The organism is Acinetobacter sp. S-1, from assembly GCF_059579785.1.
In genome coordinates this window covers 3,437,132-3,450,549 of record NZ_CM184207.1, presented here as the reverse complement: position 1 = coordinate 3,450,549, position 13,418 = coordinate 3,437,132, and the positions used below count along the sequence as shown (strand labels likewise).

General features: G+C 41.7%; 11 protein-coding genes. 2 read left to right on the top strand and 9 right to left on the bottom strand.

The features are described from left to right. The first annotated feature begins 3 nt into the window (after positions 1-3). Both infB and AC52J8_RS16495 read left to right on the top strand, forming a co-directional pair. Entirely contained in the window at positions 4-2,703 is a 2,700-nt protein-coding gene (gene infB / locus AC52J8_RS16500) for a translation initiation factor IF-2 (RefSeq protein WP_039763518.1), read from the top strand. After that, positions 2,703-3,104, top strand: a complete 402-nt coding sequence (locus AC52J8_RS16495) for a ribosome-binding factor A (protein ID WP_002157043.1) — start codon at positions 2,703-2,705, stop codon at positions 3,102-3,104. Before infB ends, AC52J8_RS16495 begins: the two co-directional genes overlap by 1 nt. Positions 3,105-3,160: 56 nt before the next feature. On the opposite strand, the gene AC52J8_RS16490 is transcribed toward AC52J8_RS16495, so the two are convergent. The 9 genes from AC52J8_RS16490 to hisIE all read right to left on the bottom strand — a co-directional run bounded on the left by AC52J8_RS16490 (position 3,161) and on the right by hisIE (position 13,392). Then, on the bottom strand, positions 3,161-3,565 hold the full coding sequence (locus tag AC52J8_RS16490) for a Na+/H+ antiporter subunit G (protein ID WP_005065884.1): 405 nt from the start codon (positions 3,563-3,565) through the stop codon (positions 3,161-3,163). A gap of 11 nt (positions 3,566-3,576) precedes the next feature. Continuing rightward, entirely contained in the window at positions 3,577-3,852 is a 276-nt protein-coding gene (locus AC52J8_RS16485; protein WP_016142368.1) for a monovalent cation/H+ antiporter subunit F, read from the bottom strand. Continuing rightward, positions 3,849-4,376: a Na+/H+ antiporter subunit E gene (locus tag AC52J8_RS16480; RefSeq protein WP_004794999.1), complete on the bottom strand. Its 528-nt coding sequence runs from the start codon at positions 4,374-4,376 to the stop codon at positions 3,849-3,851. Before AC52J8_RS16480 ends, AC52J8_RS16485 begins: the two co-directional genes overlap by 4 nt. Positions 4,377-4,378: 2 nt before the next feature. After that, on the bottom strand, positions 4,379-6,190 hold the full coding sequence (locus AC52J8_RS16475; protein ID WP_086400326.1) for a monovalent cation/H+ antiporter subunit D: 1,812 nt from the start codon (positions 6,188-6,190) through the stop codon (positions 4,379-4,381). After that, complete coding sequence (locus tag AC52J8_RS16470; protein WP_002115033.1) at positions 6,190-6,558, bottom strand: Na+/H+ antiporter subunit C; 369 nt, start codon at positions 6,556-6,558, stop codon at positions 6,190-6,192. The genes AC52J8_RS16475 and AC52J8_RS16470 overlap by 1 nt, the downstream gene beginning before the upstream one ends. Continuing rightward, on the bottom strand, positions 6,555-9,404 hold the full coding sequence (locus AC52J8_RS16465; protein ID WP_044101773.1) for a monovalent cation/H+ antiporter subunit A: 2,850 nt from the start codon (positions 9,402-9,404) through the stop codon (positions 6,555-6,557). The genes AC52J8_RS16470 and AC52J8_RS16465 overlap by 4 nt, the downstream gene beginning before the upstream one ends. A 293-nt stretch (positions 9,405-9,697) precedes the next feature. Then, positions 9,698-11,083: an AAA family ATPase gene (locus AC52J8_RS16460; RefSeq protein ID WP_086400325.1), complete on the bottom strand. Its 1,386-nt coding sequence runs from the start codon at positions 11,081-11,083 to the stop codon at positions 9,698-9,700. Positions 11,084-11,106: 23 nt separating this feature from the next. Continuing rightward, positions 11,107-12,609 carry a UvrD-helicase domain-containing protein gene (locus AC52J8_RS16455; protein ID WP_005065896.1) on the bottom strand — a complete coding sequence of 501 codons (1,503 nt, stop codon included), beginning with the start codon at positions 12,607-12,609 and terminating at the stop codon, positions 11,107-11,109. A 9-nt stretch (positions 12,610-12,618) separates the two neighbouring features. Further along, positions 12,619-13,392, bottom strand: a complete 774-nt coding sequence (gene hisIE / locus AC52J8_RS16450) for a bifunctional phosphoribosyl-AMP cyclohydrolase/phosphoribosyl-ATP diphosphatase HisIE (protein WP_086400324.1) — start codon at positions 13,390-13,392, stop codon at positions 12,619-12,621. Positions 13,393-13,418 lie beyond the last annotated feature (26 nt).

The window sequence follows — 13,418 nt, the reverse complement described above, 5'->3', positions numbered from 1 at the left end:
AATATGACGGACAAGTCGATTAAAGAGTTAGCTCTCAGTGTAGGACGTCCTGTTGAGAAGCTCCTAGAACAGGCTCGTGAAGCAGGTTTGCCTCAACGTACAGCAGACGACATTATTACCACTGAACAACAGGATACTTTGGTCAATCACTTGAAAAAAGTTCATGGTCAGGAAAGTGGTAACACAGGAAAAATTGCGTTGAAACGTAAAACAACCAGTACCGCTAAAGTTGCAAGTACTTCAGGCAAAGCAAAAACAATTAACGTAGAAGTACGTAAAAAACAAGTTTTTGCTAAACCAAACCCTGAACAAATTGCAGCTGAAGCTAAAGCACGTGCAGAAGCCGAAGCGAAAGCACGTGTAGAACAGCAAACGCGTGAAACTGCCGAGCAAAAAGCGCGTCTTCAAACAGAGCAAAAAGCTAAAGCAACTTTAGATGCTATGCGTGCTGCTCATCAACAAGATAGTGCTGCACAGACAGCTCCAAAAGCTGCTGTTGTAGTGAAAAAGCGTGGTGGTGGTACAGTAAAACCTGCACCAAAACCAGCTGAAACTCCAGAACAGAAACGAGCTCGTGAAGAGCAGTCAGCTCAGTTAAAAGCAACTGAAGAAGCTGCACGTCGTAAAGCGGCTGAAGAAGCTCAGCAACGTACACTTGAACAAATGCGCAAAATGGCATCTAAGTATTCAAATGACGATGCTACTACGACAATTCGTGTGATTGATGATTCTCCACTTGCTTCAGGTCTAGTTGGCCAAGCTTATGAAGATTCATTTAAGCAAGAAGACCGTGAAATTAAACGCGGTGGCGCAACCACTAACCCACGTGCTGGGAAGAAAGGTGGTCGTCGTGGTCAAGAAGAGCAAAGCTTTGTTAACCATAACAAACGTGGTTTAAAATCAAGCCAAGCGAATAAGCATGGATTTGAAAAGCCAGTTAAAAAGCAAGTTTATGATGTAGAAATCGGTTCAAGCATTGTTGTTGCCGATCTTGCTCAAAAAATGGCGATTAAAGTACGTGAAGTTATCAAGACACTTATGAAAATGGGTGAATTGGTTAATCAAGATCAAGCTATTGATCAAGACACAGCGGCACTTGTTGTAGAAGAAATGGGCCACAACCCTGTTTTAGTTTCTGATACACAAGCGGAAGATAACTTGCTTGAAGCGGCTGAAGAAGCTCGTGGTGAGCAAACAACTCGTCCGCCAGTTGTTACCATTATGGGTCACGTCGACCATGGTAAAACATCATTGCTTGACCGTATCCGTCGTTCGAAAGTGGCGGCTGGAGAAGCAGGTGGTATTACCCAGCATATTGGCGCATATCACGTTGAAACAGATAAAGGAATTATTACATTCCTTGATACACCAGGACATGCGGCATTTACTTCAATGCGTGCACGTGGTGCTAAAGCAACGGATATCGTTGTATTGGTTGTTGCAGCAGATGACGGTGTAATGCCGCAAACTGCAGAAGCAATTGACCATGCACGTGCGGCAGGTACTCCAATTATTGTTGCAATCAACAAAATGGATAAAGAATCTGCTGATCCAGACCGTGTGTTAAATGAATTAACAACTAAACAAATCGTTCCCGAAGAATGGGGTGGTGATGTTCCAGTTGCTAAAGTTTCTGCACACAGTGGACAAGGTATTGATGAACTCCTTGATTTAATTCTTATTCAATCAGAATTGATGGAATTAAAAGCATCTGCTGAAGGTGCTGCGCAAGGTGTTGTTATTGAAGCACGTGTTGACAAAGGCCGTGGTGCAGTAACTTCGATTCTTGTTCAAAACGGTACATTAAACATTGGTGACCTTGTTCTTGCAGGTTCATCATATGGTCGTGTCCGTGCAATGTCTGATGAAAACGGTAAGCCAATTAAATCAGCAGGACCATCTATTCCAGTAGAAATTCTGGGTCTTCCAGATGCTCCGATGGCTGGTGATGAAGTTCTTGTTGTAAATGACGAGAAGAAAGCGCGTGAAGTTGCCGATGCTCGTGCTGACCGTGAGCGTCAAAAACGTATTGATCGTCAAAGTGCAATGCGCCTTGAAAATATCATGTCGTCAATGGGCAAAAAAGATGTTCCTACAGTGAACGTTGTTTTGAAAACAGACGTACGTGGTACTTTAGAAGCATTGAATGCAGCTCTACATGAATTATCTACTGATGAAGTAAAAGTTCGTGTAATTAGCTCAGGTGTTGGTGCGATTACCGAGTCTGATGTGATTCTTGCTGAATCTTCAGAAGCTGTATTATTAGGCTTTAACGTTCGTGCAGATACTACTGCTCGTCAGAGAAGTGACCAAGATGGTATCGATATTCGTTACTACAGCATCATCTATGAATTGATTGATGATGTGAAAGATGCCATGAGCGGTAAGCTTGCTCCTGAACATCGTGAAACAATCTTGGGTGTTGCGGAAGTACGTGAAGTATTCCACTCAAGTAAGTTTGGTGCAGCAGCAGGCTGTATGGTACTTGAAGGCACATTACATCGTAATAAACCGATTCGCGTATTACGTGATGATGTTGTAATTTTCCAAGGTGAGCTTGAATCTCTTCGTCGTTATAAAGACGTTGTTGATGAAGTTCGTGCTGGTATGGAATGTGGCCTTGCAGTGAAAGGTTATAAAGACATCAAACCACAAGATAAGATCGAAGTGTATGATGTTCAATTGATTAAACGGAGTCTTTAATGGCGGGTAGCCAACGCTTAAAGCGCATGGCGGATTCAGTACAACGTGAGTTGTCTGATCTAATCCGTCAAGAGCTTAAAGATCCTCGCTTAGGTGGTCTAGTGACCATCTCTGCGGTGAAAGTCAGTGCGGATATGGGTTATGCTGAAGTTTATGTCACTGTTATGGGACGTGAACTAGGTGATGAGCAAAGTGAAGCAGCAAATAAAGAAACTTTAGATGTATTAAATAAAGCTTCTGGTTTCTTGCGTCATGAATTGAGCCGTCGCATTAAGACTCGTATTACGCCTCGCTTACGTTTCCATTACGATAAGACGAATGCATATGGTAACTATATGTTTGGTCTAATCGAAAAAGCGGTACAAGATTTACCAGAACGTAAGTCAGATGATGAAGAGTAATTAAAACTCAAAATAAAAAAGCCACCTTCGGGTGGCTTTTTTATTGATTCAATTTTTTATTCTTTAGGAGGTTCCATTGGCGGTTTGTTTTGTGAAAAGCGCTGGCCAATTTTATAACGATCCCAAGGTAGAGGACGTTCAATAGCTTCAGGTACTTCACCACTCAGTGAGCGTAAACGTAAATGTAGCGCAGCTTGTGCAATCAAATTAGCCGAAACTGGCGCGGTAATGAAAGCTAAAAGGGTAATGAGTAGCTCAGCAAAACCGAACCGCCCTTGGAAAGCAAAAAAGATCATTGAAGCGATCAGAAAGCTTCCTAAGCCAAGCGTACTCGATTTAGTTGGCGCGTGTAAGCGCATGAATAAGTCGGGTAAACGGACCATACCGATTGAGCCAACTAACATGAAGAAGGCGCCAAAAACCAGAAAGACCGAAACAATAATTTCCATTGTAAATTGCATTTGACCTCTCCTTAATCGATAACATGACCGGTTGTGAAGTAGCGTGCTAAGGCAGCTGTAGATACGAAACCTAGCATCGCAACCAGCAGTGCTCCTTCAAATAGAGAAGTCGTCATCCAATAAATGCCTAACACAACAATCAGGCAAGTTGCATTGAGGAAAAGCGTATCGAGCGCTAAAAGGCGGTCTACAATTGAAGGCCCCATAACCAGTCTAAAAAGGCAAAGTAGCATCGAGATTGTAATGGCAATCAAGCTAATACCTAGAGCATAGGGTAGGATTGTCATGCACTTGCCTCCGTTTTACTTTTCACATCAAAAATTTCCATAAGAGGAATTTCATAACGTTGTTTGATGTCTTGAATATCAGATTCAGTATTATCCGTGCTTAAAGCATGAACCAGAATATCCCCACGTTCTTGATCAATACCTGCAGAAACTGTGCCTGGTGTTGTGGTAATGATCATTGCCAGTAAGGTATTAACCTGCTCATGTTCTGTTTCTAAAGGTACGCGATACCATTTAGGATGTAATTTTTTAGTAGGTCCCAAAACAAGTTTTGCGACCTTAAAGTTAGAAATAATAATATCCCAAAGAACCACAAAACATAGTTTAACCGCAGGTTTCCAGTGAATATGCGGTGTGCGGGTAATAAACGGTTTGACTAAGCGAGGGATAATTAAGCCCAAAAGCATAGCAGTCAAAAGATCACTCGCATCCAGACTATGCGCCAGCATCAACCAAAATAAAATGATGAGAACCGAAACAAATGGATGTGGAAACCAGCGTTCAAGCAAATGAGATAACTGCATTGTTATGGCTCCATAGGTTTCAATTGACTTTCATCAACAATGGTAGGCGTTTGGAGTTTGTCCTGTTGCTGAATTTGTCGTTGTTTATATTCAGAAATATGTTCGCCATTGAGCGTATCTTTCGAAATAATATCTGGAACAAGATAAGCATTATGATCTTCAACCTCACCGCCATACTTCGTTTCCGGTAAGTAACTTGGGTCATATGGCTGTACACTGATGACTTCACCGTTTTGATCTACTTTAAGAATAGAGTGTTGGTAAAGCGCATGGTCTTGGATCTGTTGTGCGGTGCTTAATGTGTAATGCTGAATTGGTGCAGCAAAAACAACATAAGCGATTAAACCAGCCAGTAATAGATAAATGACTTGATCGTTACGTGGCGGTGCGCGTTCCGGTAAAGCACGATAAAGAACATAAGCTGGCTGGATTGGATCTTCTTCTGGAGGAGTAGCGCGCCAGAATAAGATAAAACCAACACGTGTGAGAGCAATAATACTTAATAGGCTCACAACAAGCACAACACCAATAATCCAGCCTTGATAACTAGCTTCAACTGTCGCTTGTAAAATGAATACTTTTCCAAGAAAACCACTAAAAGGTGGTAATCCAGCCATCATCATCGCAATCAAGAAATAAGTCAGCATAGCCGCTTTTTCTTGTTTAATTCTTGGTGCAACTTTTAAATGATCTTTAAAATCTCCACGTTGTGAAGTGATCCATCCACAAAATAGATAAAAAGCTGCTCCGATCAATGTACTGTGTACTAAGTAATATAAAGCGCCAGACCATGCCTGTGTATTAGACATGGCAATTGCTGTAAGCAAGGTGCCAATTGAAGAAAGGACCATAAAGCCGACAAAGCGACGTAAACGATCTGCCCCAATTGCGGCAATCACACCATAGAGTGAAGTAATTAAGCCAATAGGGAGTAACCAGCTTTTTAAGATTTCTTGACTAAGTGCATCGTCAAATACTGTTCCATTTACACGTAAAATAGAATAGATCCCGACTTTAGTCATGATGGTGAAAATCGCAGCTACAGGCGTACTTGCAACGGCATAAGTTTTTGGTAGCCAAAAACCGACAGGAAGCATTGCTGCTTTAATACCGAAGACAACAAAAAGAAGTAAGGAACCAGCGACTGCTAATTTGTGTTGATCTGCTTCGAGTGTCGGTATAAGACGTGAGACATCCGCCATGTTGAGGCTACCCACACTGCCATAAATCATACCAAGCCCAATTAAGAAAAGGGCAGAGGCTAAAAGATTGATAATGACATAGTGAACGCCAAGCTGAAAACGAGGTTTGCCTTGTCCATGTAAGAGCAACACATACGAAGCCATCAACAGGATTTCAAAAAAGACGAAAAGGTTAAATAAGTCGCCTGTTAGAAATGCTCCACAAATCCCCATTAATAGGAAATGTACCATGGCATGGAAATAGCGACCACGCGTATCCCAGCTATCACTTGCATACCATAAAACTGGTACCGCTAATGCGTAAGTCAGTGCCAGCATAAAAGCAGAAAGACGATCGAGTACAAGCACAATACCAAATGGCGCTGACCATTCGCTTAATTGGTAAACAGTAATTTGCCCCGTGCTGGCGTAACTAAGATAAACAATAGCGGTAATTAATCCGGCAATTGCTGAGACGAGGCTAATGCCACGACGCCAAGGCTGACGCCAGTCATCTTTTAAAGCTCCTGCCCCGGGGTTGCCTAACAGTAATAAGATAAAAGCAGTAAATGCTGGGATGAGAATGCTAAAAATAGGCGTGTGTTGTTGCCAAAAAGATAAAAAATCAAACATCACGGCTCATCCTCACGTGGGTCGTATGTTGGGGAAGCATCTTCTTTAGCATCAACATGATCACTACCTGATTCATAACGGCTACGTAGCGCAAGTTGTACAATAAACGCTGTAGTTGCAAAACCAATCACGATGGCGGTTAACACCAACGCCTGAGGGAGTGGATCGGTTATTTTTGTCGTTTCAGTTAAAATTGCTGGCGAGCTGATTTGTAATCGACCCATAGCAAATAAAAATAGGTTTACTGCATAACCGATTACAGCCAATCCGAGCACAACAGGGAAAGTACGAGCACGTAAAATCAGATAAATACCTGTGGCAACAAGTAAACCAATAGCAGAAGCCAGTAAGAATTCTAAACTGATCATGATGATTCCTCCCGATGTGGTACAGGACCGGACATACTCGAATGACGAGAGTCGCCTAATACAGAGATGAGCAACATTGTCGCGCCTACAACGGTGATATAAACACCCAAGTCAAAACTTGCAGCTGAAGCTAGATGTAGTTTTCCTAGAATTGGTAATTCAACATAGACATGAGCACTCGTGAGGAACGGACGTAACCAGAACCATGCTGCTATACCAGTCAGGCCTGCAATCGTTAATCCTGTGCCAATCCAGACTTCGTAAAGGCGGCCAGACTTCGCTTTTAACAGCTGTTCTGCTTGATCTTGACCTAGTGCAATATATTGAATGATTAGCGCCATTGAGGTAATTAGACCTGCAATGAAGCCACCGCCTGGATAGTTATGTCCTCGCAAAAAGATATAAACACTGACGACAAGCGCTAGAGGTAATACCCAAGAGGCCGTAATACGGAACATAAGCGGAGAAGGATTAAAACGGTAGGTGAGGCCTTGCGTCATGGTGGTGCCGTGTACACGCATACCATCCATTAAACATAGGGCACCAATCGCAGCGATGCCTAATACCGTAATTTCACCGAAGGTATCGAAGCCACGGAAGTCAACTAAAATGACATTTACAATATTTGAGCCACCACCAAGTGGTAAAGACTGTTGGGCAAAGAACCAAGAAATTGAATTATGATCACGGGTTAAAATGAGCCAAGTAATCCAGCCAATTCCTAAACCTCCAATAATTGCTAAGGCAGCATCTCTCAAACGTCTAGAACGACGAGATTCATACGGTGTGAGCTGTGGAAGTAACGATAAGCTCATCAATAAAAGAACAGTCGTTACAACGTCTACTGTAATTTGAGTCAGCGCTAAATCTGGTGCTGACATGGTGACGAAGACCATCGTTACCACTAGACCAATTGCACCACTAATAAGTACTGCTTTAATACGCTCATGGTGGAACCAGAGCATCATCCAACAGCCTGAGAACAACGTCAGCCAAAGAACCACAGCAATCCATGGAGCATGGGTGAGTTCACGTGTACCTGTGCTCAGCCCTTGATTGAGTAAAGGCATAGTGACCATGATGATGCTAAAAGCAATGATCCAGAACAAATAACTTTGCAATGAACCATTTTCAGTTTTTTGTTTGATTTTTCGGCTTGTAAGCAGCAGATGTTTTAAAAATAAATCAAATAAGATACGGCCTTGTAATTTGCCTAGACGTGGGTCAAGGTCAATTTTACGAATCATGCCGTCTTTTGCTAAGGCAAAGTAGAACAGCGTACCGCCTACTAAGGCAATAATACTCATCACAAGAGGAGCGTTGAATCCATGCCAAATTGCAAGGTGTGTACCCGCAAATTCTGGTTGCATTAAGCTTGCTCTAGTTACACTATTGACCAGTGGTTCTACCAATAACGAAGGCAGAACGCCGACCAAGATACAAAGCACAGCAAGAAGGATGGCTGGAGCACGCATCCCGATAGGTGGTTCATGTGCGTCTTTATTTGGCACTTGTTTGCCAATTGGGCCGTCAAAGAAGACACCATGTACTAAGCGAATTGAATAACTTACTGCGAAGATACCAGCCAGAGTTGCAATGATGCTGGCAAAGATAACTGTTGAGCCTGAAAGATTCGCCAATAGCTCGGTAAAGAACATCTCTTTTGAAATAAAGCCGTTGGTAAGTGGTACACCTGCCATAGAGGCAGCGGTAATCATGGTGAGTGTGGCAGTGAAAGGAAGTAATTGCCAAATACCACTGAGTTTTCGAAGATCACGTGTGCCGGTTTCATGATCAATAATCCCTGCAAGCATAAACAGCGCTGCTTTAAATGTTGCATGGTTAATAATATGGAAAATAGCAGCGGCAACTGCTAAAGGAGAACCGATACCGAGTAAACAAACAATAAGCCCTAAATGACTAATGGTTGAATAGGCTAACAGTCCTTTTAAATCTTCTTTGAAAATGGCAAAACACGCTGCCATACAGAGCGTAAATAGGCCGACAAACGTAACGATATTATGATAAATCGCAGCGCCTATAAAAATTGGAAGTAAGCGGGCAAGTAGAAAAATCCCGGCTTTTACCATGGTCGCAGAGTGTAGGTAAGCAGACACGGGTGTGGGTGCCGCCATTGCATTAGGTAACCAAAAATGAAATGGAAACTGAGCACTCTTTGTAAATGCGCCAAGCAAAATAAGCAATAACATTGGAATAAAAAGAGCGTGGGCTTGGATCGCATCTTTCATGCCCATGATTTCGCTAATTTCATAGGTCCCAGTGATTTGTCCCAATAAAACAAATCCACCTAGCATTGCTAAACCACCCATCCCTGTAATAGTAAGCGCCATCCGAGAGCCACGTTGAGCAGCTTCATAATGACTCCAATAACCCACTAACAAGAAAGATGAAATACTGGTGAGCTCCCAAAAGACTAATAAAATAATAAGATTATTAGAGAGCGAAATACCCAGCATTGCTGCCATAAACAGCATGAGTAAAGTATAGAGTTTACTTAATGAATTTTTAGGACCTAAATAATAATAGGCGTATATATAAATGAGTGTACCGATACCGGTAATAAGAAGAGAAAATAATAAACCAAGAGCATCGAGCCTGAAGCTCAGATTGATCCCTAATTGAGGTAGCCAATCCCAGCTTTGTTGAATGCTTGCACCACCAAGCACAGTTTTAGCTTGAGTCAGTAATAAACCAAAACTGGTTAAACTGACTCCAATTGCCCCTAAAGCCGTTACTCCACGCGAGAATCGTTGAAGCAATGAAACAAGGGTGGTGCCTAATATTAACGGTAATAAGATAATTATCGGTAGCACACTCGTATCCATATATGATTTAGGCCGAAACCTAAAGGTGAAATTTTAATTTCAGAATAGATAGGAATTCAAAGAGAGTTCCAAAGCTTATTATTCCGAAAACCCAACCAAATTAGAAAATAAAGCGAGAAACAAGTTGTATTGCGCAACTTGAAGAATAAAAACGCAAAATGAAATTTATTGTACACTAAAAAAGCATTGAAAATCTGATGTTATTACATGTAGTAACAACATCTAGTTATTTTAGTGCCTAAAAAACCGTACTCCACCATATATTTTGTGAGTGCAGTTTTTGATTATAAAACTCAAACCGAAGGGCTTTCTTCCGGTGCGTCTCCCGCATGAATCATCCTTAATAATTCATTTTTTTGTTGTTCATTTAAACCCTGAATCTGCTGAAATAAAACCTCAATCTGTGCTGGTGTTGGGTCTATTAAACTCAGAGGCTGTGCTTCTATGGGTGGTGTTAAAGGTTCGCTTCTTTGGAGTAAGGTATAGATATGTTCAAGCTGTTGCTTGGTCGTATTTAGGTCCAGATGGCTAATTTTACCATGCTCTAATTTTAGACATTGATAGGTCGAGGCATGTTCGAGTAGCTCTTCACGACTTCCTGTTGCAATAATTTGCAGGCGTGGGAAGGCTTGATGAAGCCGATTTAAGATCTCGGAGCAATGAGTCGAGTCGAGCTGTGCATCAATCTGGTCAATGAGTAAAACGCCTTCCCCCTCAAGACAAGGGTTTAGGCCTAAAGGATTGAGCAAACATAGTCGGCGGGCTATATCACCGACTAAAGCAATCCAAGTTTTTGTTGTATTTGAAAGTTGCTGAAAAGGTAAGGTTTGATCTTCATAGTCGACCATAAGTTGCAGACGAGGCTGATATTGTAGATATAGATCTTTAAGCTCAGGCAAAACTATATTCAATGCATTCTTGAGGGCATATAGATTGGGTGAAGTGAGCTGTTTAGGTTGCCCTGATAACTCTTTTTGAAGCTCATTTAATAATTCTGTTTGATCTTGTTGATCTGATTGTTTCGATCTAATCCGTTGTACTAGATATGCAGCTTGAGCATTTTCGATATCACTAATTTCTCGTAGCCATTCAAAAAAGCGTGTAAAAGTTGTAAACGGTAGTGGGCTAATATCATAGGCTGAAATGGCTTGAGTAATGCCAGGTAAATTTTTATTAAGCAGATTAATATCATTTACAAATCGCTCGGCTGGGTAGTAAGCGATTAAGGGAAGTCCTTGTAATGGATCTTTTTTTATGACTTGTTGATAAAGAGCCATGGTTTGGTCAAGTTGCTGAGTTTCAACTTGGCTCACTCCAATCCCACTTGCATTTAGGGTTTTAAAAAGTTTCCAGCTACACAGCGAAGAGTCTAACTGCTGAGCAGAGGTACTTTCTGGCAGATGACCAATTTCTGAAGGAATTTGAACGGTCACTTCAATTTTTGATTGTAGGCGCGACTGAGTAATGTCTTGATCAGGCATGACAATACCGGGACTACGCAAATCTTTAAGGCGAGCAGGGAACCAAGTTAAAGCATGGTAAGTATGTTTGAGCAACATACTTTTACCAGTTGCCTGTTCACCTAAAATTAAGGTGATGGGCTGTTTTTCATAGTGAAAGTGTATTTTAAGGTCGTGAAACAGAGCAATATGTTTAAATTGGACAGATTCAAGTTTCATAGGCTCACCTAAATATGAGCGCTTCAACCAACAGACTGACGAAGACTTAAAGGCGCCCTTAGTTTTAATTGTTGTATCAGATCATAAAGATGATGGATATTTAGACTTACTTTAGCACGAGTACAGGCAACGTACAGTAGTCTTAACTCTTCATCAGTAATCTTGTGTTCTAACCCATTAATTTTAAATTGATAGTCATCTTCAATATGAACACGGTTCCATTCTAAGCCTTTCGCTTTATGGGCTGTAGAGATGACATAGTCAGCTTGCTCAAGTGGTGTAATCTTTGCAAGCGCTTTTTTTAGTGGGTCGGTACCGTGGTCATCGACAAGTTTAACCAATGGCTTAATATCACTACCTTCATTGGTTTCACAGTATTCATGGACATCATGCCATGAGTTGAACCATGCTAATTCAGGCACATCAGTAACCCGTTTTCCTTGTTTTAAGAGACTTGCAGCATCTACAAAACGGTTTAGTTTTTGATGGTCAGCTTGCAAACTCACTTTATCGCCGTGAACTAAACCAGCTAATAAAAGTTCCATAGCACGAGCATTGGTACGACACAAAATCGCATCACGCATTTTGGTATGCGGTTTATTTACGACACTTGATTTTTGATTTGGATTACCAAGCAAAGGAACAGTTTCATTTAATCCGCCTAGCAATGCATTGGCAACATCCGCAATCGTTTCACCAAAACGAAAAGAAGTGGTGAGGCGAGACTCTGGCAAGGGCAATTGTTGCATCGCATTGATTGCACCACGCCATGCATAAATTTGCTGATGTGCATCGCCTACATAGATGACCTGCGTACTTTTTTGGCGAAGTAAAATACCCAGCATTAAAGGATCAGCATCTTGTGCTTCATCAAATAAGACATAATCGGCTGGGATGTTCGGTTCAGACAAAGCCCAAAGTTTGAGATAAATATCGTGGCCAATTCCTGCCTGATGATTTGGGTCGATCGACTCTAACCAACGGCGCTCTACAGCAGGGTAAAGATGAGTTTGTAGCTCGGTAATATCGTCTGGATGTAACCAGTTTGGTGCCTGAATATGTCGAGGAGCAGGGTATTGAGAACTGGTTGAACAGAAATAGCTGACAGCATTGGCGACAAGGCTTGCAAGGCGGCTTGGCATTAAGACGTATTTTTCATAACGTCCACCCATCATGCGTCGTAAAGTAATAGGTTCTAGTCGATATTCTTTTGCAATAAAGCTTGGGCTTAAGCGAGGCAAGCGTAATTTATCAGTCACACCGCGTGGCACACTGCGAAACGCGAGTGAGTGAAAAGTCCGGCAGTCTACATTACGATGAAATTTGTTTTGTGCTTCACCAGCAATGGCTTTGTTAAAAGCCAAATACATACCGCGCCGTTCAGGCATGGCATCACTAATCATTTGTAATGTAGTAGTTTTACCTGTACCCGCATAGGCAATCACTTTAAATGATTGCCCAAGACGTGCGTTATCTATGGCAATAGCTTGCTCATAGGTGGCTTTAGGTTTTTCGATATTCGACACTGAGTGATTTTAAACCTTGTTGCGGTTAGCTTTTTCAACTAAACCAGATAAACCTTGACGACGAGCTAATTCGTCAATAATAAGTTGTGGATTAAGATCGAAATAACCCAACATGACAATGCTATGGAACCACAAATCAGCAGTTTCATAAATCAAGTCATTTAAATTGCTTTCTGTATTTTGAGCAGCGTAGTCTTTCGCAGCAATAATAGTTTCTACGCCTTCTTCGCCGACTTTTTCTAAGATTTTATTAATGCCTTTTTTGTAGAGGCTTGCAACATATGAAGTGTCCGCTTCAGTTTGCTTACGCTCTTGCATTAATTGCCCTAAGTGAGCAAGCACATCCACTTGTTCAGTGGTGTGAGCATGATCGTGGCTTTCAGTTTTAGCTTTATCGCCATAAATTGCAGTAGGGTCTTTTAATTGTGCGTCGACAATTTCCCAGCCCTGTGGAGTGAGTTTGCGGTAGAAACAAGACTCACGACCTGTATGGCATGCAATACCGCCGTGTTGCTCAACTTGTAATATGATTACATCGCCATCGCAGTCTAAACGAATTTCATAAACTGTTTGGAAATGGCCTGATTCTTCACCCTTGTGCCAAAGTTTTTGGCGAGAGCGAGAGAAATACACAGCCTGATTTTTTTCTGCTGTGAGCGCAAGTGATTCACGGTTCATCCACGCTACCATCAAAATACGTCCGGTTTGATGATGTTGAGCAATGGCAGGGATAAGACCTTGTTCGTTAAATTTTACTTCATCGAGCCATTGCGTATTATTCATGAGGAATCACCAAAGAAATATGAACT

Coding starts and splice junctions, on each gene's coding strand:
- AC52J8_RS16485 (WP_016142368.1), bottom strand. CDS start 3,852: ATGACAATCCTACCCTATGCTCTAGGTATTAGCTTGATTGCCATTACA.
- hisIE (WP_086400324.1), bottom strand. CDS start 13,392: ATGAATAATACGCAATGGCTCGATGAAGTAAAATTTAACGAACAAGGT.
- AC52J8_RS16475 (WP_086400326.1), bottom strand. CDS start 6,190: ATGTTTGATTTTTTATCTTTTTGGCAACAACACACGCCTATTTTTAGC.
- AC52J8_RS16465 (WP_044101773.1), bottom strand. CDS start 9,404: ATGGATACGAGTGTGCTACCGATAATTATCTTATTACCGTTAATATTA.
- AC52J8_RS16460 (WP_086400325.1), bottom strand. CDS start 11,083: ATGAAACTTGAATCTGTCCAATTTAAACATATTGCTCTGTTTCACGAC.
- AC52J8_RS16490 (WP_005065884.1), bottom strand. CDS start 3,565: ATGCAATTTACAATGGAAATTATTGTTTCGGTCTTTCTGGTTTTTGGC.
- AC52J8_RS16495 (WP_002157043.1), top strand. CDS start 2,703: ATGGCGGGTAGCCAACGCTTAAAGCGCATGGCGGATTCAGTACAACGT.
- AC52J8_RS16470 (WP_002115033.1), bottom strand. CDS start 6,558: ATGATCAGTTTAGAATTCTTACTGGCTTCTGCTATTGGTTTACTTGTT.
- AC52J8_RS16480 (WP_004794999.1), bottom strand. CDS start 4,376: ATGCAGTTATCTCATTTGCTTGAACGCTGGTTTCCACATCCATTTGTT.
- infB (WP_039763518.1), top strand. CDS start 4: ATGACGGACAAGTCGATTAAAGAGTTAGCTCTCAGTGTAGGACGTCCT.